At 61.6% G+C, this 23132-nt stretch carries 21 protein-coding genes; 19 read left to right on the top strand and 2 right to left on the bottom strand.

Features of this window, described 5'->3' with window-relative positions:
• Nucleotides 1-5: 5 nt before the first annotated feature.
• Entirely contained in the window at nt 6-476 is a 471-nt protein-coding gene (gene ybaK, locus M5C71_RS08370) for a Cys-tRNA(Pro) deacylase (protein WP_103494173.1), read from the bottom strand.
• A 372-nt stretch (nt 477-848) separates the two neighbouring features.
• Here ybaK and M5C71_RS08365 point away from each other — a divergent pair, with 372 nt between their 5' ends.
• From M5C71_RS08365 to M5C71_RS08305, 13 genes are all read left to right on the top strand, one after another.
• Nucleotides 849-1700, top strand: coding sequence for an MIP/aquaporin family protein (locus M5C71_RS08365; protein WP_248767606.1), 852 nt, complete (start codon nt 849-851; stop codon nt 1698-1700).
• A 94-nt stretch (nt 1701-1794) separates the two neighbouring features.
• Complete coding sequence (gene glpK, locus M5C71_RS08360; RefSeq protein WP_103494175.1) at nt 1795-3300, top strand: glycerol kinase GlpK; 1506 nt, start codon at nt 1795-1797, stop codon at nt 3298-3300.
• Nucleotides 3301-3589: 289 nt separating this feature from the next.
• Nucleotides 3590-4345 (top strand): DeoR/GlpR family transcriptional regulator, encoded by a 756-nt coding sequence (locus M5C71_RS08355; RefSeq protein WP_103494176.1) that lies wholly within the window; start codon nt 3590-3592, stop codon nt 4343-4345.
• Nucleotides 4346-4644: 299 nt separating this feature from the next.
• The gene (gene glpD / locus M5C71_RS08350; RefSeq protein WP_103494177.1) at nt 4645-6183 is read left to right on the top strand and encodes a glycerol-3-phosphate dehydrogenase; all 1539 of its coding nucleotides are present in this window, start codon (nt 4645-4647) and stop codon (nt 6181-6183) included.
• 442 nt (nt 6184-6625) lie between these two features.
• Complete coding sequence (locus M5C71_RS08345) at nt 6626-7540, top strand: glutamate/aspartate ABC transporter substrate-binding protein (RefSeq protein ID WP_103494178.1); 915 nt, start codon at nt 6626-6628, stop codon at nt 7538-7540.
• Nucleotides 7541-7739: 199 nt separating this feature from the next.
• A complete protein-coding gene (locus M5C71_RS08340; protein WP_103494179.1) occupies nt 7740-8486 on the top strand; it encodes an amino acid ABC transporter permease in 747 nt (248 codons plus the stop codon).
• Nucleotides 8486-9157, top strand: coding sequence for an ABC transporter permease subunit (locus M5C71_RS08335; protein ID WP_103494180.1), 672 nt, complete (start codon nt 8486-8488; stop codon nt 9155-9157). The genes M5C71_RS08340 and M5C71_RS08335 overlap by 1 nt, the downstream gene beginning before the upstream one ends.
• Nucleotides 9154-9888: an amino acid ABC transporter ATP-binding protein gene (locus M5C71_RS08330; RefSeq protein WP_103494181.1), complete on the top strand. Its 735-nt coding sequence runs from the start codon at nt 9154-9156 to the stop codon at nt 9886-9888. The genes M5C71_RS08335 and M5C71_RS08330 overlap by 4 nt, the downstream gene beginning before the upstream one ends.
• Nucleotides 9889-10060: 172 nt before the next feature.
• Nucleotides 10061-11962, top strand: a complete 1902-nt coding sequence (locus tag M5C71_RS08325; protein ID WP_248767605.1) for a cache domain-containing protein — start codon at nt 10061-10063, stop codon at nt 11960-11962.
• The gene (locus M5C71_RS08320; protein ID WP_283093944.1) at nt 11959-13284 is read left to right on the top strand and encodes a sigma-54 dependent transcriptional regulator; all 1326 of its coding nucleotides are present in this window, start codon (nt 11959-11961) and stop codon (nt 13282-13284) included. The genes M5C71_RS08325 and M5C71_RS08320 overlap by 4 nt, the downstream gene beginning before the upstream one ends.
• A gap of 20 nt (nt 13285-13304) precedes the next feature.
• On the top strand, nt 13305-13634 hold the full coding sequence (locus tag M5C71_RS08315) for a GlpM family protein (protein ID WP_177102831.1): 330 nt from the start codon (nt 13305-13307) through the stop codon (nt 13632-13634).
• 168 nt (nt 13635-13802) lie between these two features.
• Complete coding sequence (locus M5C71_RS08310) at nt 13803-14177, top strand: EamA family transporter (RefSeq protein WP_103494185.1); 375 nt, start codon at nt 13803-13805, stop codon at nt 14175-14177.
• A gap of 31 nt (nt 14178-14208) precedes the next feature.
• On the top strand, nt 14209-14610 hold the full coding sequence (locus tag M5C71_RS08305) for an EamA family transporter (RefSeq protein ID WP_103494186.1): 402 nt from the start codon (nt 14209-14211) through the stop codon (nt 14608-14610).
• A gap of 178 nt (nt 14611-14788) precedes the next feature.
• Here M5C71_RS08305 and M5C71_RS08300 read toward each other — a convergent pair whose 3' ends face one another.
• Nucleotides 14789-15562 (bottom strand): MipA/OmpV family protein, encoded by a 774-nt coding sequence (locus M5C71_RS08300; protein ID WP_248767604.1) that lies wholly within the window; start codon nt 15560-15562, stop codon nt 14789-14791.
• Between the two features lie 225 nt (nt 15563-15787).
• Between M5C71_RS08300 and M5C71_RS08295 the strand changes: the two genes are divergently transcribed.
• Genes M5C71_RS08295 through M5C71_RS08270 form a run of 6 tightly spaced genes read left to right on the top strand, consistent with a single transcriptional unit; the run spans nt 15788 to nt 23054 of the window.
• On the top strand, nt 15788-16492 hold the full coding sequence (locus M5C71_RS08295; protein ID WP_100944506.1) for an HAD-IB family phosphatase: 705 nt from the start codon (nt 15788-15790) through the stop codon (nt 16490-16492).
• Nucleotides 16485-17879: an aminotransferase class III-fold pyridoxal phosphate-dependent enzyme gene (locus M5C71_RS08290; protein ID WP_152740913.1), complete on the top strand. Its 1395-nt coding sequence runs from the start codon at nt 16485-16487 to the stop codon at nt 17877-17879. Before M5C71_RS08295 ends, M5C71_RS08290 begins: the two co-directional genes overlap by 8 nt.
• Nucleotides 17876-18742 (top strand): alpha/beta fold hydrolase, encoded by an 867-nt coding sequence (locus M5C71_RS08285; RefSeq protein ID WP_177102781.1) that lies wholly within the window; start codon nt 17876-17878, stop codon nt 18740-18742. Before M5C71_RS08290 ends, M5C71_RS08285 begins: the two co-directional genes overlap by 4 nt.
• Nucleotides 18743-18752: 10 nt before the next feature.
• On the top strand, nt 18753-19877 hold the full coding sequence (locus tag M5C71_RS08280; protein ID WP_103494190.1) for a GNAT family N-acetyltransferase: 1125 nt from the start codon (nt 18753-18755) through the stop codon (nt 19875-19877).
• Nucleotides 19877-21667, top strand: coding sequence for an ATP-binding protein (locus M5C71_RS08275; RefSeq protein WP_247263210.1), 1791 nt, complete (start codon nt 19877-19879; stop codon nt 21665-21667). Before M5C71_RS08280 ends, M5C71_RS08275 begins: the two co-directional genes overlap by 1 nt.
• Nucleotides 21657-23054 carry a sigma-54 dependent transcriptional regulator gene (locus tag M5C71_RS08270; protein ID WP_103499705.1) on the top strand — a complete coding sequence of 466 codons (1398 nt, stop codon included), beginning with the start codon at nt 21657-21659 and terminating at the stop codon, nt 23052-23054. Before M5C71_RS08275 ends, M5C71_RS08270 begins: the two co-directional genes overlap by 11 nt.
• Nucleotides 23055-23132: the final 78 nt, after the last annotated feature.

Raw genomic sequence — 23132 nt, 5'->3', positions numbered from 1 at the left:
CGGGATCAGGCGCGGCCGATATCGGCGAACTTCGCCTGGGTATGCTCGGCCAGCACCGCCGGCGCCAACTCCACTTCCAGGCCACGACGGCCGGCACTGACGAAAATACTTGCGAAGGGCTGCGCGCTCTGGTCGATAAACGTGCGCAAGCGCTTCTTCTGCCCGAGCGGGCTGATCCCACCCAGCAGATAGCCGGTGGCCCGCTGGGCCGCCGCCGGATCCGCCATCTCGACCTTCTTGGCCCCCGCCGCCTGGGCCAGTGCCTTCAGGTCCAGACTTCCGACGACCGGCACTACCGCCACCAGCAATTCGGCCTTTTCCGTACTGGCGAGCAGCGTCTTGAACACCTGCGCCGGAGCCAATCCCAGTTTTTCCGCGGCCTCCAGACCATAAGAAGCGGCTTTCGGATCGTGTTCATAACTGTGTACGCGATGTTCGGCACGAACTTTTTTCAGCAGGTCCAATGCGGGGGTCATGGCAGGTCCAGTCGGCTCGAAAGACAGGCGTGGATTTTAGGCTATTCGCAACGAAAAGGCTCTATGACAAGCCAAGCCTCAAGATTTTCCTAGGCTCACCAGAGCCAATAAATGCGTAAAAAACACCTTGATCCTACATACAAATCATCCTCATTTACGCAGCCATTCCCCAAAAAGTGGACTATCGTTCATTTTCGACCTTTGACATCAGCGTTTCTTGTCTATATTTTTTCGAAACTGAAGATTACAGTCCTACACTCAGCAGCAACGAGCGGTAAGCCGAAATCAGAGATGGGGATTCCTGAGCTTCGGTGCAAGTCCACGTCCGTCATTGGGACGGACGTCTAACAACAACAAAAATCGAGGTGTCCAATGAGTACCGCTTTGAAACAACCATCGCTCTCGGGCCAATGCATCGCCGAATTCCTCGGCACCGCGCTGTTGATCTTTTTCGGCACCGGCTGTGTTGCCGCGCTCAAGGTCGCGGGTGCCACCTTTGGTCTGTGGGAAATCAGCATCATCTGGGGCATGGGCGTGAGCATGGCGATCTACCTGACCGCCGGCGTTTCCGGCGCTCACCTGAACCCGGCCGTGAGCATTGCGCTGTGCCTGTTCGCCGATTTCGATAAACGCAAACTGCCGTTCTACATCCTTGCCCAGGTCGCCGGGGCCTTCTGTGCCGCCGCGTTGGTTTACACGCTCTACAGCAACCTGTTCTTCGATTTCGAACAAACCCACCATATGATCCGCGGCTCCCAGGCCAGCCTGGAACTGGCATCGGTGTTTTCCACCTACCCCAACCCGGCCCTGAGCACTGCCCAGGCGTTCCTGGTGGAAGTGGTGATCACCGCGATCCTGATGGGTGTGATCATGTCCCTGACCGACGACAACAACGGCCTGCCCAATGGCCCGCTGGCCCCACTGCTGATCGGCCTGCTGATCGCCGTGATCGGCAGCGCGATGGGTCCGTTGACCGGTTTTGCGATGAACCCTGCGCGGGACTTCGGCCCCAAGCTGATGACCTTCCTCTTCGGCTGGGGTGATATCGCCTTCACCGGCGGACGCGACATTCCGTACTTCCTGATTCCGATTTTTGCACCGATTGTCGGTGCCTGCCTGGGCGCCGTGCTGTATCGCGGGATGATTGCCCGCCATCTGCCCAGCGCCCAACCCGCACTACAGGAAGAAGCCGCGACCGCTGCCAAAAAGGTCCAGGCCTCCTGAAACACCTGCAAGACGCCACTCCCTGTGAGCGCCCTTCTCCCTGAGGGCACTCATCCCGGCACTTTTTTCCCTATATTCATCAAGGCAATCGAAAATGACCGACACTCAGAATAAGAACTACATCATTGCCCTCGATCAGGGTACGACCAGCTCGCGGGCGATCATCTTCGATCGCGACGCCAATGTGGTCGGCACCGCCCAGCGCGAATTCCAGCAGCACTATCCACAAGCCGGCTGGGTCGAACACGACCCGATGGAAATCTTCGCCACCCAGAGCGCGGTCATGGTTGAAGCCCTGGCGCAAGCCGGCCTGCACCACGACCAGGTCGCCGCCATCGGCATCACCAACCAGCGTGAAACCACCGTGGTCTGGGACAAGGTCAGCGGCCGTCCGATCTACAACGCCATCGTCTGGCAGTGCCGCCGCAGCACCGAGATCTGCCAACAGCTCAAGCGCGACGGTCACGAAGAGTACATCCGCGAAACCACCGGCCTGGTCACCGACCCGTACTTCTCCGGCACCAAGCTGAAGTGGATCCTCGACAACGTCGAAGGCAGCCGTGAACGCGCACGCAGCGGCGAGCTGCTGTTCGGCACCATCGACAGCTGGCTGATCTGGAAATTCACCGGCGGCAAGACCCACGTCACCGACTACACCAACGCCTCGCGCACCATGCTCTTCAACATCCACTCCCTGGAATGGGATGCGAAGATGCTGGAGATCCTCGACATTCCCCGGGAAATGCTTCCGGAAGTGAAGTCGTCCTCGGAAATCTACGGCCACACCAAGAGCGGCATCGCCATCGGCGGTATCGCCGGCGACCAGCAAGCGGCCCTGTTCGGCCAGATGTGCGTGGAACCGGGCCAGGCGAAAAACACCTACGGCACTGGCTGCTTCCTGCTGATGAACACCGGCACCAAGGCCGTCCGCTCCAAGCACGGCATGCTCACCACCATCGCCTGCGGCCCTCGCGGCGAAGTCGCTTACGCCCTGGAAGGCGCGGTATTCAACGGTGGCTCGACCATCCAGTGGCTGCGTGACGAACTGAAGCTGATCAACGACGCCTTCGATACCGAATACTTCGCCAGCAAGGTCAAGGACAGCAACGGCGTGTACCTGGTACCAGCCTTCACCGGCCTGGGCGCTCCATACTGGGACCCCTATGCCCGTGGCGCACTGTTCGGCCTGACCCGTGGGGTGAAGGTGGATCACATCATTCGTGCCGCCCTGGAGTCGATCGCCTACCAGACCCGCGACGTGCTGGACGCCATGCAACAGGACTCGGGCGAACGCCTCAAGGCCCTGCGCGTGGACGGCGGCGCGGTGGCCAACAACTTCCTGATGCAGTTCCAGGCCGACATTCTCGGGACCCAGGTCGAGCGCCCGCAAATGCGCGAAACCACGGCACTCGGCGCGGCCTACCTGGCCGGCCTGGCGTGCGGTTTCTGGGGCAGCCTGGAAGAACTGCGGGGCAAGGCGGTGATCGAGCGCGAGTTCGAGCCGCAGCGTCCTGAGGCCGAGAAGGAAAAACTCTACGCCGGCTGGCAGAAAGCGGTTAGCCGTACCCGCGATTGGGAACCGCACGAAGAAAGCAACTAAGCCGAACGCTGTTCATTAGGCTGAACACGGCCCTGTAGGAGCAGGGCTTGCCCGCGAAGGCGTCCTTGAAGACGCCAAAAGCTTCGCTGGCAAGCCAAGCTCCTACAGGTTTTGTGGCGCTCCCGAGATCGGACGACGCTCAACAGGCCGCAGAAACAAGAGCGACCTCAACAGCAACAACGTACGACACCCCCACCGCACATCCGCGATTGATTGGCCCCGCAAGTGGCAGACAGGTCCTTCCTGCGGCATGATGGAAGAATTTGTACGGCAGCCCAAAGGACGCCCAATGAATCTGCCTCCCCGCCAGCAACAAATCCTCGAACTGGTCCGCGAACGCGGTTATGTCAGCATCGAGGAAATGGCCCAGCTTTTTGTCGTGACCCCGCAAACCATCCGCCGCGATATCAACCAACTGGCGGACTCCAATCTGCTCCGTCGCTACCACGGTGGCGCGGCCTACGACTCCAGCGTGGAAAACACCGCCTACGCCATGCGCGCCGACCAGATGCGCGATGAAAAACAACGCATAGCCGAAGCCATCGCCGCCCATATCCCCGATCATGCCTCGCTGTTCATCAATATCGGCACCACCACCGAATCCATCGCCCGGGCGCTGCTCAATCACAACCATTTGAAGATCATCACCAACAACCTGCACGTGGCGTCGATCCTCAGCGCCAAGGATGATTTCGAAGTCCAGCTGGCCGGCGGTAACGTGCGCCGTGACGGCGGTGTAGTGGGCCAGGCCAGCGTCGACTTCATCAACCAGTTCAAGGTCGACTTTGCCCTGGTGGGCATCAGCGGCATCGACGAAGACGGCAGCCTGCTGGACTTCGATTACCAGGAAGTGCGGGTTTCCCAGGCGATCATCGCCAATGCGCGCAAGGTCATCCTGGCCGCGGACTCCAGCAAGTTCGGGCGCAATGCCATGGTTCGCCTGGGGCCCATCACCCTGATCGACGCCCTGGTGACCGACCAGGCGCCCGTACCGGCGCTGGCCCAACTGCTGCAGCAGCACAAGATCCGCCTGGAAGTGGTCTGACCCCCTTGTAGGAGCGAGCTTGCTCGCGATGGACGTAAAGGCACCGCGATTATTCAGATACCCCGCGTTGGCGTTGGCGACCATCACGAGCAATCGAGCGTCGACCGGCTGCTCCTACAGTAACAAGGGCGCACCACCTCTCTCGCCCTACAATGTTCGATAATTTTCCTTTCCACCTATCCTGATGGATTTTTTCAATCAGGGTTGACTGGTCGTGAGCACGTTTATCCGCTACTATTTTCGAAAGTGAACATTAATGTTCGAATTCAAATATAGAGAAGACCCTGCGAGGCTCACCGATGAACCCCAGCACCTTGCCTGCCCCACCCCTTGCCGAGCTCTATGACATCGCCGTGATTGGCGGTGGTATCAATGGTGTCGGGATTGCCGCGGACGCAGCCGGTCGCGGTCTCTCGGTGTTCCTTTGCGAAAAGGACGACCTGGCCAGCCACACCTCCTCGGCCAGCAGCAAGCTGATCCACGGTGGCCTGCGTTACCTGGAACACTACGAATTCCGTCTGGTGCGCGAAGCCCTGGCCGAACGTGAGGTGCTGCTCGCCAAGGCCCCGCATATCGTCAAGCCGATGCGTTTCGTCCTGCCCCATCGTCCGCACCTGCGTCCTGCCTGGATGATTCGTGCCGGCCTGTTCCTGTATGACCACCTAGGCAAGCGCGAGAAGCTCGCCGGTTCGAAAAGCCTGAAGTTCGGCGCCGACAGCGCGCTCAAGGCGGAAATCACCAAGGGTTTCGAATACTCCGATTGCTGGGTCGACGACGCGCGCCTGGTAGTGCTCAATGCCATGGCCGCGCGGGAGAACGGCGCCCATGTACACACCCGCACCCGCTGCGTCAGCGCCCGTCGCGGCAATGGCCTGTGGCATCTGGAGATGGAACACGGCAATGGCGTGCGTTTCTCGATCCAGGCCAAGGCCCTGGTCAACGCGGCCGGCCCCTGGGTCGCCAAGTTCATCAAGGACGACCTGAAGCTGGAATCGCCCTACGGCATCCGCCTGATCCAGGGCAGCCACCTGATCGTGCCCCGGTTGTACGAAGGCGAACACGCGCACATCCTGCAGAACGAGGACCAGCGCATCGTCTTCACCATTCCGTATCTGGACCGTTTCACCCTGATCGGCACCACCGACCGCGAATACCAGGGCGACCCGGCCAAGGTCAGTATCACCGAAGCCGAAACCGACTACCTGCTCAAGGTGGTCAACGCACACTTCAAGAAGCAGCTGGCCCGCAGCGATATCCTGCACAGCTATTCCGGCGTCCGTCCGCTGTGCAACGACGAGTCCGACAACCCTTCGGCGGTGACTCGCGATTACACCCTGGCGCTCTCCGGCGGCAACGATGAAGCCCCGCTGCTGTCGGTGTTCGGCGGCAAGCTGACCACCTACCGCAAGCTCGCCGAATCGGCGCTGGCCCAGCTGGCACCGTTCTTCAAGAACATGAAACCGAGCTGGACCGCCACCTCGACCTTGCCCGGCGGCGAAGACATGACCACGCGCCAGGCCCTGAGCCACGAGATCCGTACCCGCTTCGACTGGATTCCAACCGAGATCGCCCGGCGTTGGGCGAGCACCTACGGCAGCCGCACCTGGCGCCTGCTGGAGGGCGTGCAGAACCTGAGCGACCTGGGCGAACACCTGGGTGGCGGCCTCTATACCCGCGAAGTCGATTACCTGTGCAGCGAAGAGTGGGCCTGCGCGGCCGTGGATATCCTGTGGCGGCGCAGCAAGCTGGGCCTGTTCACCACGGCGGCCGAGCAGCAACAGTTGCAGCACTATCTGGACAAGGTCGAGCAGCACCGCGGCAAGATCGAAGCGGCCTGATTTCGGGCACGTCTCAAAGCCGCCAAGAGCTTCGTCGGAACGCCGCCCGGACCAAGCCCTGCTCCTACAGTTCATCGTCGTTCACCCATTTTGTGTACGACACCACATTGTAGGAGCAGGGCTTGCCCGCGAAGAGGCCCTTGCGATCACCAACCCCCTCAAAAACAAGCCCCTTCCTACAGCCCCTTCCCATTCGGTTTTCCGAACAGCCCTTCGCCAACCATTCGGCAAACCGGACGCCAGACGCTCCGAAACCTCTCGAAACAATCAGATTCCCCTTTAAAATCAATGACTAAAACCTCACCCCCAAGCCTGGCATGAGTCGTGCTCTACACTCGATACCGAATGCTCAGGCCGCCCTTGGGGTCGGATGAGCGCTTCGAAGTACCCGAGAGTCGGCTGACCGACTCCATAAGAAAAACAATCTCGAGGAAACCATCTGATGCGCATCGTTCCCCAGCTTCTGGGCGCAGCTATCGCTGTTGCTCTGATCAGTACTCCAGTTTTCGCCGCTGAACTGACCGGCACCCTGAAGAAGATCAAAGAGTCCGGCACCATCACCCTCGGGCATCGCGACAGCTCCATTCCGTTCTCCTACATCGCGGATGCGTCCGGCAAGCCAGTGGGCTACTCCCACGATATCCAGCTGGCCATCGTCGAAGGCATCAAGAAAGACCTCGACATGCCAGACCTCAAGGTCAAGTACAACCTGGTCACTTCCCAGACCCGTATCCCGCTGGTGCAGAACGGCACCGTCGACGTCGAGTGTGGTTCCACCACCAACAACGCCGAACGCGGCCAGCAAGTGGACTTCTCGGTCGGCATCTTCGAAATCGGCACCCGCCTGCTGTCGAAGAAAGACTCCACCTACAAGGACTTCGCCGACCTCAAGGGCAAGAACGTCGTGACCACCGCCGGCACCACGTCCGAGCGCATCATCAAGGCGATGAACGCCGACAAGCAGATGGGCATGAACGTCATCTCCGCCAAGGACCATGGCGAAGCCTTCAACATGCTCGAAAGCGGCCGCGCCGTAGCCTTCATGATGGACGACGCCCTGCTCGCCGGGGAAATGGCCAAGGCCAAGAAGCCTGATGACTGGGCCGTGACCGGCACCCCGCAATCCTACGAAATCTATGGCTGCATGGTCCGCAAGGACGACCCGGCCTTCAAGAAAGCCGTGGATGACGCCATCGTCGCAACCTACAAGTCCGGCGAGATCAACAAGATCTACGCCAAGTGGTTCACCCAGCCGATTCCACCAAAAGGCCTGAACCTGAACTTCCCGATGAGCGACGAGCTCAAGGCCCTGCTGGCCAATCCGAACGACAAGCCTGCACCGGACAAAAAGATCTGATGCACCTCTGAGCGAACTCCCGGTGGCACGAACGCATATCCGGGAGTTTGTTGATATCTGCTGTACTGGCTTCTTCTATTGAGATGGGAAAGACACTCGGACCGCGAGCGGAACGTGTGTGCCTGACGAAGCACGTCAGGCGGGGCGGAGTCCCGGGAAGCACGTGCGTGACCACTGATTGATCCGAGGGGAGACCCGAATGAATTACAACTGGGACTGGGGCGTGTTCTTCAAGTCCACCGGTGTGGGCAGCGAGACCTATCTCGACTGGTTCATCTCCGGACTGGGCTGGACCATCGCCATCGCCGTGGTGGCCTGGATCGTTGCACTGATCCTCGGCTCGCTGCTGGGCGTGATGCGTACCGTACCGAACCGCGTGGTATCGGGCATTGCCACGATCTACGTGGAAATCTTCCGCAACGTGCCGCTGCTGGTGCAACTGTTCATCTGGTACTTCCTGATACCCGATCTGCTGCCGCAAAACCTGCAGGACTGGTACAAACAGGACCTCAATCCGACCACCTCGGCCTACCTGAGCGTCGTCGTCTGCCTGGGCCTGTTCACCGCCGCCCGGGTCTGCGAACAAGTCCGCACCGGCATCCAGGCGCTGCCCCGCGGCCAGGAATCGGCGGCCCGCGCCATGGGCTTCAAGCTGCCGCAGATCTACTGGAACGTGCTGCTGCCGCAAGCCTACCGGATCATCATTCCGCCGCTGACCTCGGAATTCCTCAACGTCTTCAAGAACTCCTCCGTGGCCTCGCTGATCGGCTTGATGGAACTGCTCGCGCAGACCAAGCAGACCGCCGAGTTCTCCGCCAACCTGTTCGAAGCCTTCACCCTGGCGACGCTGATCTACTTCACCCTGAACATGAGCCTGATGTTGCTGATGCGCCTGGTCGAGAAGAAAGTCGCGGTGCCCGGCCTGATCTCCGTGGGGGGTAAATAATGGACTTCGATTTCAGTGGCATCGTCCCGGCCATTCCGGGTCTCTGGAACGGCATGCTGATGACCCTGCAGCTGATGGTGCTGGGTGTCGTCGGCGGCCTGGTCATCGGTACGCTCCTGGCCTTGATGCGCTTGTCTTCGAACAAACTGCTGGCCAACGTCGCCGGTGCCTACGTCAACTACTTCCGCTCGATCCCGCTGCTGCTGGTGATCACCTGGTTCTACCTGGCGGTACCCTTCGTCCTGCGCTGGATCACCGGAGAAGACACGCCGATCGGCGCGTTCGCCTCCTGCATCGTGGCCTTCATGATGTTCGAAGCGGCGTACTTCTGCGAAATCGTCCGCGCCGGCGTGCAGTCGATCGCCAAGGGCCAGATGGGCGCCGCCCAGGCCCTGGGCATGAGCTATGGCCAGACCATGCGCCTGATCATCCTGCCCCAGGCGTTCCGCAAGATGACCCCGCTGCTGTTGCAGCAGAGCATCATCCTGTTCCAGGACACGTCGCTGGTCTACACCGTGGGCCTGGTGGATTTCCTCAACGCCTCGCGCTCGAGCGGCGACATCATCGGCCGTTCCAATGAATTCCTGATCTTCGCAGGTCTGGTCTACTTCACAATCAGCTTTGCCGCCTCGCTGCTGGTCAAGCGTCTGCAAAAAAGGTTTGCCGTATGATCTCTATCAAGAACATCAACAAGTGGTATGGCGACTTCCAGGTGCTGACCGATTGCAGCACCGAGGTCAGCAAGGGTGAAGTGGTGGTGGTCTGCGGTCCTTCGGGCTCGGGCAAGTCCACCCTGATCAAATGCGTGAACGCCCTGGAACCCTTCCAGAAAGGCGACATCGTGGTCGACGGCACCTCCATCGCCGACCCGAAGACCAACCTGCCGAAGCTGCGTTCGCGGGTCGGCATGGTGTTCCAGCATTTCGAGCTGTTCCCGCACCTGACCATCACCGAAAACCTGACCATCGCGCAGATCAAGGTCCTCGGCCGCAGCAAGGAAGAAGCGACCAGCAAAGGCCTGCAACTGCTGGATCGCGTCGGTCTGTCGGCCCACGCCCACAAGCACCCGGGGCAACTCTCCGGCGGCCAGCAACAGCGTGTGGCGATTGCCCGTGCCCTGGCGATGGACCCGGTGGTGATGCTGTTCGACGAACCGACCTCGGCCCTCGACCCGGAAATGGTCAACGAAGTGCTCGACGTGATGGTGCAACTGGCCCAGGAAGGCATGACCATGATGTGCGTGACCCACGAAATGGGCTTTGCCCGCAAGGTCGCCAGCCGTGTGATCTTCATGGACCAGGGCAAGATCATCGAGGACTGCAACAAGGACGAGTTCTTCGGCGACATCAGTGCCCGTTCGGAACGTGCGCAGCATTTCCTCGAGAAGATCCTGCAGCACTAAAACCCCAGGCTCCCCCTGTAGGAGTCGAGCTTGCTCGCGATGGACGTCAACGATAACACGGGGTACCTGATGCCCCAAGGCGCCTGCTCCACCATCGCGAGCAAGCTCGCTCCTACAGGGTTCAGGTGATGGCCGTGCAGACACGCGGTCTGGTTGACCCAAGGCAAACGTGATGAAATGCGACCCCAACCTCTATCGCGCGACGCCGCCCTCATTCGCCGTGAAACCCCGCCTGATCCGCCAACTGTTCCTGCCGCCCCTGATCATCCTGCTGATGATCGGCCTGGGCTACGCCGGCTATCGCATCAGCGAACACTATGGCATCCGCACCCTCAGCGAAAACGGCGAACGCCAGCTGGAGCTGCACGCCCGCACCGTCGAAAGCGAGATCAGCAAGTACACCTACCTGCCCAGCCTGCTGGAGCTTGAATCCAGCGTCTCGGCCCTGCTCAAGGAGCCCGACGCCGAACACCGCCAGGCGGTCAACGCCTACCTCGAAGGCCTGAACCGGCGCAGCCGCAGTCGGGCCATCTATGTCATGGACACCAGCGGTCGGGTATTGGCCACCAGCAACTGGCGCGATGCCGACAGTTACCTCGGTGAAGACCTGTCCTTTCGCGCCTATTTCCAGGACGCCGTGCGCGGTCTGCCGGGGCGTTTCTACGGGATCGGCAGCACCAGCGGCGAACCCGGCTATTACCTGGCCCACGGCCTGGAAGAACAAGGCAAGATCATCGGCGTAGCCGTGATCAAGGTCCGTCTCGAAGCCCTTGAAGAGCGCTGGCAACGGGCCCGCCTGGAAGCTTTTGTCACGGACGAGAACGGCATCATCATCCTCTCCAGCGACCCGGCCCGACGCCTCAAGTCCGTGCGCCCGCTGACCCCGGAGATCAAGGAACGCCTGGCCCGCAGCCTGCAATATTACTGGTGGCCGCTGAACGAACTGCAACCCCTGGCCCGCGAACGCCTGGCCGAGGGCGTCGAAACCCTGACCTTCCCGGCCAACACCGAGCTGGCCAAGGACGGCGACAGCGTCAGCTACCTGGCCCAGACCCGGCGCCTGAGCGACACGCCCTGGCATCTCACCCTGCTCACCCCCTTGCAGGACCTGCGCCGCGAAGCCGCCAACCAGGGCATGCTGGTGGCCGTGGCCTTTGCCCTGGTGGCCTTCCTGCTGATCGCCTGGAACGAACGGCGCAAGGTCATCGCCACCCGCCTGGCCGCCCGCGAAGCCCTGCAGGAAGCCAACAGCCAGCTGGAACGACGGATCGCCGAGCGCACGGTCGACCTGCGCGCCAGCAATGATCGGCTCAAGGACCAGATCCGCGAACGGCGCCAGGCCGAGGAAACCCTGCGCCGCGCCCAGGACGAACTGGTCCAGGCCGGCAAGCTGGCCGCCATCGGCCAGATGTCCACCAGCATCGCCCATGAACTCAACCAGCCGCTGGCCGCGTTGCGCACCCTGTCCGGCAATACCGTGCGTTTCCTCGAACGCGGCGAACTGGACACCGCCAGCACCAACCTGCGCACCATCAACGACCTGATCGACCGCATGGGCCGGATCACCGCCAGCCTGCGCGCCTTTGCCCGGCGCGGCGACGACAAGGGCGAGTCGAGCCTGGCCAAGGCCATCGACGCCGCCCTGCAGGTCCTCGGCAGCCGGGTCGAAACCCTGCATCTGGAAGTCCATCGCGACTTCGACGACGTGCAACTGGCCATCGACCAGACCCGCCTGGAGCAGATCCTGGTCAACCTGGTCGGCAACGCCCTCGACGCCATGCAGGCCCAACCGCTGCCGGAACTGTGGCTGGAAGGCGACTTCGTCGAAGGCAAATACCGCCTGCTGGTACGCGACAACGGCCACGGCATCGAGCCTAAGGCGCGCAAGCACCTGTTCGAACCCTTCTTCACCACCAAGCCGGGAGAACAGGGCCTGGGCCTCGGCCTGACCCTCTCCGCCAGCCTCGCGGCGGCGGCCGGCGGCCACCTCGGGGTCGAACACCCCCTCACGGGCGGTACCGCCTTCGTCCTCACTTTACCGCGGGTCAACCCTGCCAAGGCCGAGCCGATATGAATAACGACCTCACTGTCCTGATTGTCGAGGACGACCCCCATGTCCTGCTCGGCTGCCAGCAGGCGCTGTCCCTGGAAGATATCCCCAGCGAAGGCGTCGGCAGTGCCGAGGAAGCCCTGGCACGGATCGGCGACAACTTCCCCGGAATCGTCATCAGCGACATCCGCCTGCCGGGCATCGACGGCCTGGAGCTGTTGACCCGGCTCAAGGCTCGCGACAGCAGCCTGCCGGTGGTGCTGATTACCGGCCACGGCGATATCTCCATGGCTGTCGGCGCCATGCGCAACGGCGCCTATGACTTCATGGAAAAGCCCTTTTCCCCCGAGCGCCTGGTGGACGTCGCCCGCCGAGCCCTGGAGCAACGCGGCCTGGCCCGGGAAGTCTGGTCGTTGCGCCGGCAACTGGCCGAGCGCGACTCGCTGGAGGGCCGGATCATCGGCCGCTCGCCGGCCATGCAGAACCTGCGGGAACTGATCGCCAATGTCGCCGATACCTCGGCCAACGTGCTGATCGAAGGCGAGACCGGCACCGGCAAGGAACTGGTCGCCCGCTGCCTGCATGACTTCAGCCGGCGCAAGTCGCAACAGTTCGTCGCGCTCAACTGCGGCGGGCTGCCGGAAAACCTGTTCGAGAGCGAGATCTTCGGCCATGAGGCCAATGCCTTTACCGGCGCCGGCAAACGCCGAATCGGCAAGATCGAACACGCCCACGGCGGTACGCTGTTCCTCGACGAAGTGGAAAGCATGCCGATCCCCATGCAGATCAAACTGCTGCGGGTCTTGCAGGAGCGCACCCTGGAACGCCTGGGCTCGAACCAGAGCGTGGCCGTCGATTGCCGGGTCATCGCCGCCACCAAGTTCGACCTCGATGAAATGGGCCGCGCCGGCGAATTTCGCAGCGACCTCTATTACCGTCTGAACGTGGTGACCCTGGAACTGCCGCCCCTGCGCGAGCGGCGCGAAGACATCCTGCAATTGTTCGAGCACTTCCTGCAGCAGTCCTCCCTGCGCTTCGACCGTATCGCCCCGGAACTGGACAACCAGACCCTGTCCAGTCTCATGAGCCACGACTGGCCGGGCAATGTGCGCGAACTGCGCAACGTCGCCGAGCGCTTCGCCCTGGGCCTGCCACCCTTCAAGAAAGCCGGTGCGCAAAGCGGCGGCGGGCTGGGCTTTGCCGAAGCGGTGGAAGCCTTCGAGCGTAACCTGCTCAACGAGGCCCTGCAGCGCAGCGGCGGCAACCTGAGCCAGGCCAGCCACGAACTCGGCATGGCCAAGACCACCTTGTTCGACAAGGTCAAGAAGTACGGTTTGAGTCACTGACGGCGGGCAAGATGGATTTACTGTTGAAGGCCGCCCTCGGCGCCCTGGTCGTGGTGCTGCTCGCCGCCCTGTCGAAAACCCGCAATTACTACATTGCCGGGCTGGTACCGTTGTTCCCGACCTTTGCCCTGATCGCGCACTACATCGTCGGCAAGGGTCGTTCGATCGATGATCTGAAAACCACCATCCTGTTCGGCATGTGGTCGATCATTCCCTACTTCATCTACCTGGCGACCCTGTATGTGCTGGTGGACCGGCTGCGCCTGGAGACATCGCTGGCCCTGGCGGTACTCGCCTGGTTGCTGGCGGCCAGTGTGCTGGTCAGCCTTTGGCTGCGTTTTCACGGCTGATCCACCACCGTCGCCCGGCGCCCCGTCCGCTTTGTGCTGGCCTGTCCTTTGCATTTGCCGGCAAAGCCCTTACGCTGTGCGCCTTCATGGACGCTGCAGCGAAGCCAAGCGACTGTGCAATCCGGCGCGCGATAAAGCGTTGACCCTGCTGTTCTAGGAGCTGTTTCCGTGACCCTTGGCGTTTTTTTGCTGGTACTTTTTTCCGTTGTCCTGGACGTGATCGGCCAGCTCTGTTTCAAGATGGGCCTGGACCGTCTGCCGGAGCTGGAGGGTGGCTTCAGGCTGAAAGCCTTCTGGGGCCAGGTGTTCAACGCCCCCCTGCTGTGGTGCGGGATCGGTTCTTATGTCATCGAGTTTTTTGTCTGGATCGAAGCCCTGTCCCGGGCACCCTTGAGCCTGGTGTTTCCCATCGGGGCCCTGGCCTATTGCGGCGTGGTGCTGGCCGGCAAGATGGTGCTGGGCGAAACCGTCAGCCGCCGCCGCTGGCTCGGCACGCTGGTGATCACCGCCGGCGTGATGCTGGTGGCCATTTCCGGCGCTTGAGGGCTCCATTCATGTTCGAAGGAAATTGTTGATGAGCGGTTCAAAACACATTGATTGGCTGCACGGGCGCTTCGGCACCATCGTGCTCTGGGCCTTGCTGATCGCTTGCGAAAGCGGCGGACAGATCGCCACCAAAGTCGGCGGCGATCAACTCGGGCAGACCGATTTCAGTTTGCAATGGCTGCACGCGGTACTGCTCAACCCGGGTGTCTGGGTGGCGGTAGCCTGTTATATCGGGGCGTTTTTCGTCTGGATGCTGATTCTGCGACGCAGCACGCTGTCGTTGGCGTTTCCGCTGAGTTCGCTGGTGTTTGTCGCGGTGCTGCTGGCGTCCTGGCTGGGGCTGAACGAGCAGATCAGCCTGCTGCACTGGATCGGTGTGGCGGTGATTATCGGCGGGATTGCGTTGCTGGCAGAAGGCGAGAAGAACTAGCCGGCGATGGCGGTGAATGTCGCAGCGCTATCGCCAGCAAGCTGGCTCCTACAGATCCGAGTCACGCCGCATATTATCGTCGTGCCCAAAACCCTGTAGGAGCCAGCTTGCTGGCGATGGCGTCATTGAATATGACATCGCCATCCCGGCGCCAGTGCCTACAAAAGAAGGTCAGGCCTCAGAACTTGTAGCTGATCGCCGTCTGGATCTGCCCCTGGTCGCTGTCGCCCTTCTGCTTGACGATGCTGCTGTCGGCCGCCGAGCCCACCAGGTGAATCCAGCTGGCACTGGTCATCAGCGACCAGTTACCGCCCAGGGGGATGGCAAAGCTCTGGGTCAGGGTCAGGTTCTGGAAACCACCGCCGGCATGATACTGGCGGATCCCCGAGTCCTGTGCCTCCTGGGCACTCACACCGAAGAACGTCTGTGCCTGGCGCTCATCGGCATAGTGCGCGGTGAAATTGCTCCGGCCGATAATCCCCATGCCCAACGGATAGCCCAGCTCTCCACCCAAACGCCCGAGCAGGCCGCCCTGCCCGCTACCGCCGCCGACGGCACTGCCCAGCTCGGCGAACAACCGCCAGAAGTCGGCCGGCGCGTATTCCACGAAACCACCCACCACGCCCATGTCCGGCACATCGCGCAAACCGCGCAACGAGCCGTTGGAGTTGCGCCCGGGCACATAATTGGCGAAAGGCCCGATGCTGAAACCGTTGGCCTTGAACGCGTCCCAGGTCAGGCCGTCATCGCCACTGAGGCTGACATTGCCCCAGTCCAGGTCCACATAAGGCAGTGGCGTCACTTCATAACGGCTGCCCGACGGATCATAGGGCTGATAGCCCACCCCAGCCCCCACTTGCCCGGTCGGACCTTCATCAGCCAGGGCCGCATGGCTCCAGCCAGCCAGGGAAAAAAGGCCGGCCAGCAGCAATGGGGAGGAGAGACGAATCATGAAAGTGTCCTTGTAGATACATGCCTTCGCGTTCACAAACACGACTTTTTGTAGGCGAGCACTGATGTTTTTTGTAGGAAGCTACAATTTTTGTAGCTCCATGTACGAAACCCGATACATATAACGGATATATTCCACGAGAATACCGGATTTGAGCACTTGGCACACTCCGTGCTCTGCGTAGGGCATGCGCAGTGTGCGCTCTTATTCAACAGGTACAAGCAGATGATGCACTGGCATATCGTGTGTGATTTCGATGGGACCATCTCCCGCACCGACGCGATCGACAACATCCTTGAGCGTTTCGCCGACCCGAGCTGGGAAAGCATCGAGCAAGAGTGGCTGGACGGTCATATCGGTTCGCGTGAATGCCTCAGCCGCCAACTGGCGCTGGTCAAGGCTTCGCCGGCTGACTTGCTGGCTTACTTCGACACCATCGATATCGACCCGGACTTCCCGGACTTCGTCGATCATGTCATGGGCCTGGGCGCTTCCATCGAAGTGGTCAGCGACGGCATCGAACAAGGCATCGCGCGGATCCTCTCGCGCAACTACGTGACCTTGCTGCCGATCCTCGCCAACCGCCTGCGCCAGGTCGACCACAATAGCTGGCGCATCGATTTCCCGTATTCCAGCGACGCCTGCCGCGCCGCCTCCGGCAACTGCAAATGCAAGTCCGCGCCCAAGGGCAAACGCATCCTGGTGATCGGTGACGGTCAATCGGACATGTGCGTGGCCGGCACCGCCGACTTCGTTTTCGCCAAGGGCCGCCTGGCCGAGCATTGCGAACGCAACAACATTCCTTACGCGCGCTTCGACTCCTTCGCCGAGCTGCCGGCCATGCTGGCCCTGCTGCCGAACGACATCGCGGCGAACGCCGGCAACTACTCTATCGATCTTGAACAACAGGAACTCTTCCACCATGTCTGATATTCGTATCGCTACAGCCGAAGACCAGGTGCTTCTGGAAAAAGAAGCCAAATATTGCTCCTACGGCGATACAGTTCACTACATCGAACCACCGCGCATTTTCAGCCGCTGCGAAGGTTCCTACGTCTGGGACACCGAAGACCAAGCTTACCTCGACCTGCAAATGTGGTACTCGGCGGTCAACTTCGGCTACGCCAACCCACGTCTGAACAACGCCCTGAAAAAGCAGATCGACACCCTGCCGCAGATCGCCAGCCAGTACTTGCACAAAGGCAAGATCGAACTGTCGGAAATGATCGCGGTCGACGCCAAGAACAAGTTCGGCCTCGACGGTCGCGTGCACTTCAACGTCGGTGGTTCGCAGTCCATCGAAGACTCGCTGAAAGTCGTGCGTAACGCCACCAACGGCAAGAGCCTGATGTTCGCCTTCGAAGGCGGCTACCACGGCCGGACCCTGGGCGCGTCCTCGATCACTTCGAGCTACCGCTACCGTCGCCGCTACGGCCACTTCGGAGAGCGCGCACAGTTCATCCCGTTCCCGTACCACTTCCGCGGCCCGAAAGGCATGACCAAGGAAGAATACGGCAGCCACTGCGTGCAGCAGTTCGCCCGCCTGTTCGAAACCGAATACAACGGTGTCTGGGACCCTAAAGTCGGTACCAGCGAATACGCCGCATTCTACGTCGAGCCGATCCAGGGCACCGGCGGCTACGTGATCCCGCCGATGAACTTCTACAGCGAGCTGAAGCAGGTCCTCGACCAGCACGGCATCCTGATGGTCGTCGACGAAATCCAGATGGGCTTCTGGCGTACCGGCAAGCTGTGGTCGATTGAACACTTCGACGTCAAGCCGGACGTGATCGTCTTCGGCAAGGCGCTGACCAACGGCCTGAACCCGCTGGGCGGCATCTGGGCCCGTGAAGAGCTGATCAACCCGAAGATCTTCCCACCAGGCTCCACCCACTCCACCTTCGCCTCGAACCCACTGGGTACGGCCGTTGGCCTGGAAATGTTCAAAATGACCAGCGAAGTCGACTACGGCGCGATGGTCATGGCCAAGGGCAAGTACTTCCTCGAAGGCCTGCAAGAGCTGCAGAAACGCTTCCCGATCATCGGCGACGTCGATGGCCTGGGCCTGGCCCTGCGCTGCGAAATCTGCACCACCGACGGCTTCACCCCGGACAAGGCCACCCTGGACTACATGGTCGAGGAAGGCATGAAGGGCGACATGGTGGTTGACGGTCAGAAACTCGGCCTGATCCTCGACGTCGGCGGCTACTACAAGAACGTGATCACCCTGGCACCGTCGCTGGAAATCAGCTACCCGGAAATCGACCTGGGTCTGAAACTGCTCGAACAACTGCTGAACCGAGCCATGAAGCGGTGAACATGACACCTATCGATCTGGGCGAAGGCGATGCTGGCTTCGTACTCGGCTCGGGTCCGGTCGGGATCTTGTTGATCCACGGCCTGACCGGCACCCCGACGGAACTCCGTCGGGTGGCCCAGGGCCTGGCCAAGAAGGGCAACTGCACGGTTTACGTGCCGACCCTGGCCGGGCACTGCGGCGGTAACGAAGACCTGCAGGCCACCGGCTGGCTGGACTGGTATGAAGGCGTACGCAAGACATTCGTGGCGGTGAAAGAGCGCCACGAACAGGTTTTCGTCGGCGGTCTGTCCATGGGCGCGGTGATGTCCATGTACATGGCCTCCGAACACCCGGGCCAGATCGCCGGGCTGCTGATGTACTCGACGACCCTGCGCTACGACGGCTGGAGCATTCACAAGCTGGCATTCCTGACGCCATTGCTGATGAAGATTCCGTTCGGCGTGCACATCTGCCGTTTCGAGGAAAAGCCGCCCTATGGCATCAAGAACGAACGCCTGCGGGCCATCGTCGAGCGCCAGATGAAAGCCGGCCAGAGCAGCGATGCCGGGCTGTTGACCATGGAAGGCATCACCGTGCGCGAACTGCACCGGATGAACGCCGTGGTCATGCGCCGCATGCCGTCGATCAAGACCCCGGCCCTGGTGATCCACTCCATCGAGGACGACATCACCAGCCCATGGAACGCCGACTACGTCGAGCGTCACCTGGGCGGTCCGGTGACCAAGGTCATGCTCGACAACTGCTATCACATGATCACCGTCGATCTGCAATACAAGGAAGTGATCGAGCTGAGCGCCGACTACGTCGAGCGTTTGAGCGGCATCTCGAGCGAGCCTGAAGCACAGCGGCAACAGGCCTAAGGAAAGACCCGTGATCAGCGCCCAAGCCTTCTCGACCATCGAGGCTATCGACCGTAACGCCTGGAACGATTGCTTTGTCGGCGTCCTGGAGAATTGGGAGTATTACCTGGCGGTGGAGAAAGCCGGCATCGAAGACTTTGAATGGCGCTACCTGGCGCTGTTCGAAGACGACCGTTTGCTGGCCGTCGCCCCCGCCTTCCTGACTTCCTACAAACTCGACACCACGGTGCAGGGTTTGGTTAAACGCATCACCGGCTGGATCAATCGATTCCTGCCGGGATTGCTGAAATTTCCGCTCTACGCCATCGGCTCGCCGGTGGCGGAGCGCTGCACGGCCGGAACGGCCAGCCATGTACCGCCGGCACGGCGCCAGGCCCTGCTCGAACAGCTGCTCGCCCTGGCCCACGCTGACGCCCGGCAATTGGGTATCCGCCTGATCGCCGTCAAGGACGCCCCCAGCGACGACAACGACTGGCGCCGCAGCTGCAAGGCCGCCGGCTACCAGGCCATGCCCAGCCTGCCCAACGCGCTGCTGCCGATCCCGTTCGGCTCCATCGACGCCTACCTGGGGACCCTGGACAAGGCAACCCGCAAGGACCTGCGGCGCAAACTGCGGGCGCCCGGACCGCGAATCGAATGGCGACACAATATCGACGATGTGCTGCCACGGATCATGGAGCTGTACCAGGCCACGTTGGCGCGCAGCGAGTTGCAATTCGAGCGGCTGCCGGCGGGTTACTTCACCCATGTACTCGAACACATGGACGAACGCGCGGCCTGTGTCCTGTACTGGGCCGGCGAGCGCCTCGTGGCGTTCAACCTGGTGCTGTTCGACGGCGAACGCCTGATCGACAAATTTTTCGGTCATGAGGTGAACCAAAGCCGCGAACCCAATCTCTATTTCCGCAATTGGCTGGCCAATGTCGATTACTGCATTCGCCACCAGATCCCGGTCTACGAGTCCGGGCAAGCCGGTTATGCCAGCAAGATTCGCCTGGGCTGCTGCTTCCAGGGCAATAATATGTTTTTCCATCATCGCAACTGGCTGGTCAACAATGTCCTCAGAGGGGTCAAACTGTTGGTTCGCCCGGATCGATTCGACCCTGCCATGTCTGCTGCGATAAGCGAAACCTGATGACCAACACGCCAGAACGCCGCCGAAAACGACGCCCCCTCTCGATCTCGCGCTGGAGCGTGCAACGCAAGTTGCTGCTGGCGTTCTGGCTGGTCAGCGTAGTGCCGACCATGATTGCCGCGGAACTGGCGGCCACGACGCTGTCGCAGATTTTCGACAGTAACGTGCGCATCTGGCTGCAAGAGTCGACCAAGGTGGTCAAGGACGAGATCAGCGAGATCAAGCGTTCCAACGCCCGCGTCGCGCAGTTGTTCCTGCTCTACACCCGGCCGCCCAGCTCGCACCGCGCCGCCAAGCACGACAAGCTGACCGCCGACATCGCCGACGCCATGGGCATCGACCTGGTGGCGCTGGTGCGCAACCAGGACCACAAGGTGGTCTTCACCACCCAGCCGGATGATATCGTCTCGCAGATCAGTACCGCGCCCAACGCGGTGTTGCAGACCATTCAGATCGCCGGCGTGACCACCGGCGTGGTGGTCTCGACCTTCGACACCACCCAGGACGGCGTCGACTACCAGATGGTCATCGCCACCTACCTGGACAGCAGTTTCCTCAACAGCGTCGCCGATGTGCACTCCCTGGATCTGCGCCTGTACCTGGCCAACCCCCAGGGTTTTTCCGAGATATTCTCCACCCAGCGCTTCGAAGATCACCCCAGTAACGTGCCTGACAGCATCACCGACGTTCTGCGCGACACCCGCCAGCCCAGTGAAGTCTTCACCAACCGCTACAGCGGCCTGTACTGGCCGATCTTCAACGACACCGGCGACCTGCAGGGGGTGATTTTCAGCGGCCTGCTGCGCCACACCAGCCTGGTGGGCCTGGTCAACCAGAGCAACCTGTTCATCCTGATCTTCATGCTGGGTTCGGTGCTGTCGCTGAGTGTCGGCTGGCTGGTCTCGCGGCGCCTGACCCTGCCCTTGCGCGGCCTGGCCGAAGGCGTCAGCGCGGTGATTTCCGGCGACTACAGCAAGCGTATCCCGGTGACCGGCAGCGACGAGCTGTCGGAACTGAGCAACACCTTCAACCACATGACCGAACGCCTGGGCGAGCTGCATCACCTCGAAGCCCAGCTGCGCCGCCGCGACCGCTTGCACGCCCTGGGCGAAGTCGCCATGGGCCTGGCCCACGAAATCCGCAACCCGCTGGGCATCATCAAGACCGCCACGCAGTTGCTGCACCGCCGCGCCAACCTGCCGGACACCGACAAGCGGCACCTGGAATACGTGATCAGCGAGGTCTCGCGGATCAACGACCTGATCACCGAATTCCTCGATTTCGCCAAGCCCAGCGCACCGATTCGCGCGCTCTACCCGGCCCGCGAGCTGGCCGAGGAAATCCTCGGTTTCTGCGCTCCGGAACTGGCGATCCACAATATCGACGCGCAGATCGACGACCAGGCGCCCGGCGCCACCTTGTATGCCGACTCCCGGCAGTTGAAACAGGCCTGCCTGAACCTGATCCTCAATGCCATCGACGCCATGCCCAAGGGCGGGCGCCTGACCATTGGCATTGCCAAGGACACGCGCTATACCATCATCAGTGTCACCGATACCGGGCAGGGCATCGAGCCGGACATGATCGAGCGCATTTTCACGCCATTCGTCACCACCAAGGCCTCGGGCACCGGCCTGGGCCTGGCGAAGGTCTATTCGATCATGGAGAACCATGACGGGCGCATCGAGTGCATCAGCGAAAAAGATGCCGGCGCGACCTTCAACCTGTACATTCCGGCCCATGGTGGCGACCTGGACCACGAGGATGAGGAAGAAGACGATGACGCATAACGTCCTGGTGGTCGATGACGAGCCCAAACTCTGCGATCTGCTGAGCTCGGCACTGAGCCAGAACGATATCCGGGTCTTCACCGCCGGCAACGGCCTGGAAGCCCTGGTAGTGCTGGAACAGGAAGAAATCGACCTGGTCATCAGCGACTGGCGCATGCCCGGCATGGACGGACCGCAATTGCTCTCGGAGGTCAAGCTGCGTTTCCCGCAGTTGCCGGTCATCGTGATGACCGCCTACAGCACCGTGAAGAATGCCGTGCAATCGATGCGCAACGGCGCCTTCGACTATATCGCCAAGCCGTTCGACATCGACGAGCTGGACATCACCGTCAACAAGGCCCTGCAATTTCGCGACATCCTGCGGGACAATGCGCGCCTGCGCGCCGAGCTCGACGAACACCAGCAGATCGACAGCCTGGTGGGCGACAGCCCGACCTTCCGCCGGGTCCTGCAAGCCGTGGACTCGGTGCGCGAAAGCAACGCCACGATCCTGCTGACCGGCGAAAGCGGCACCGGCAAGGAAATGGTCGCCCGGGCCATCCACAAGCATGGCAACCGCGCCGATATGCCGTTTGTCGCGGTCAACTGCGCGGCGATTCCCGAAGGCTTGCTGGAAAGCGAGATGTTCGGCCATCGCAAGGGCGCCTTTACCGGGGCCGTCGCGGACCGTGTCGGACGTTTTATGCAGGCCGACAAGGGCACGCTGTTTCTCGATGAGATCGGCGATATGCCGCTGGCGTTGCAAGCCAAGATCCTCCGTGCGCTGCAAGAGCGGATCATCGAGCCGGTGGGTGATCCGCGCGAGCGCAAGGTCGACGTGCGGGTGATTGCCGCAACCAACAAGAACCTGCTGCAAGCGGTGGCCGACAAGGAGTTTCGCGAAGACCTGTATTACCGCCTGAACGTCTTCCCGATTCCCCTGCCCGCCCTGCGTGACCGGGTCGAGGACATCGCCCCGCTGGCCCGGCATTTCGCCCATACCCTGGGCGCCACGGCCGGCAAGCGCATCGACGGTTTCAGCGCGCAAGCCTTGCAGGCGATGCTCAACTACCCGTGGCCAGGGAATATCCGCGAACTGCAGAACTGTGTGGAGCGAGCGACCATCGTCGCGGCCGGGCACGTGATCGAAGAGAGTGACCTGCCGGCTTACCTGTTCGAGTCGACGCCGCCCCAGAGCAGCGCCAGCCCGCTACCCGGCATTGCCCCCGGCCTGCCGAAAGACCTCGACGCGGCCCTGGCGGACGTGGAGAAGGCTTATATCCTCGCGGCCCTGCAGGAAAGCAATGGCGTGCAGGCGGCCGCGGCGCAGTTGATCGGGATTTCCGAACGCAGCTTCTGGTATCGCCTGAAGAAGCTGGCGATCCACGTCGACAAGATCATCCGCTGAAGCGGGTTCGGAAAACCCTGCATAACCTGTAGGAGCGTGGCTTGCCCGCGAAGAGGCCCTTGAGACCGCTAAAAGCTT

Source organism: Pseudomonas sp. MWU12-2345, assembly GCF_023242385.1.
Classification (GTDB): domain Bacteria; phylum Pseudomonadota; class Gammaproteobacteria; order Pseudomonadales; family Pseudomonadaceae; genus Aquipseudomonas; species Aquipseudomonas gingeri_D.
This window is presented reverse-complemented; position numbering and strand designations above follow the sequence as displayed.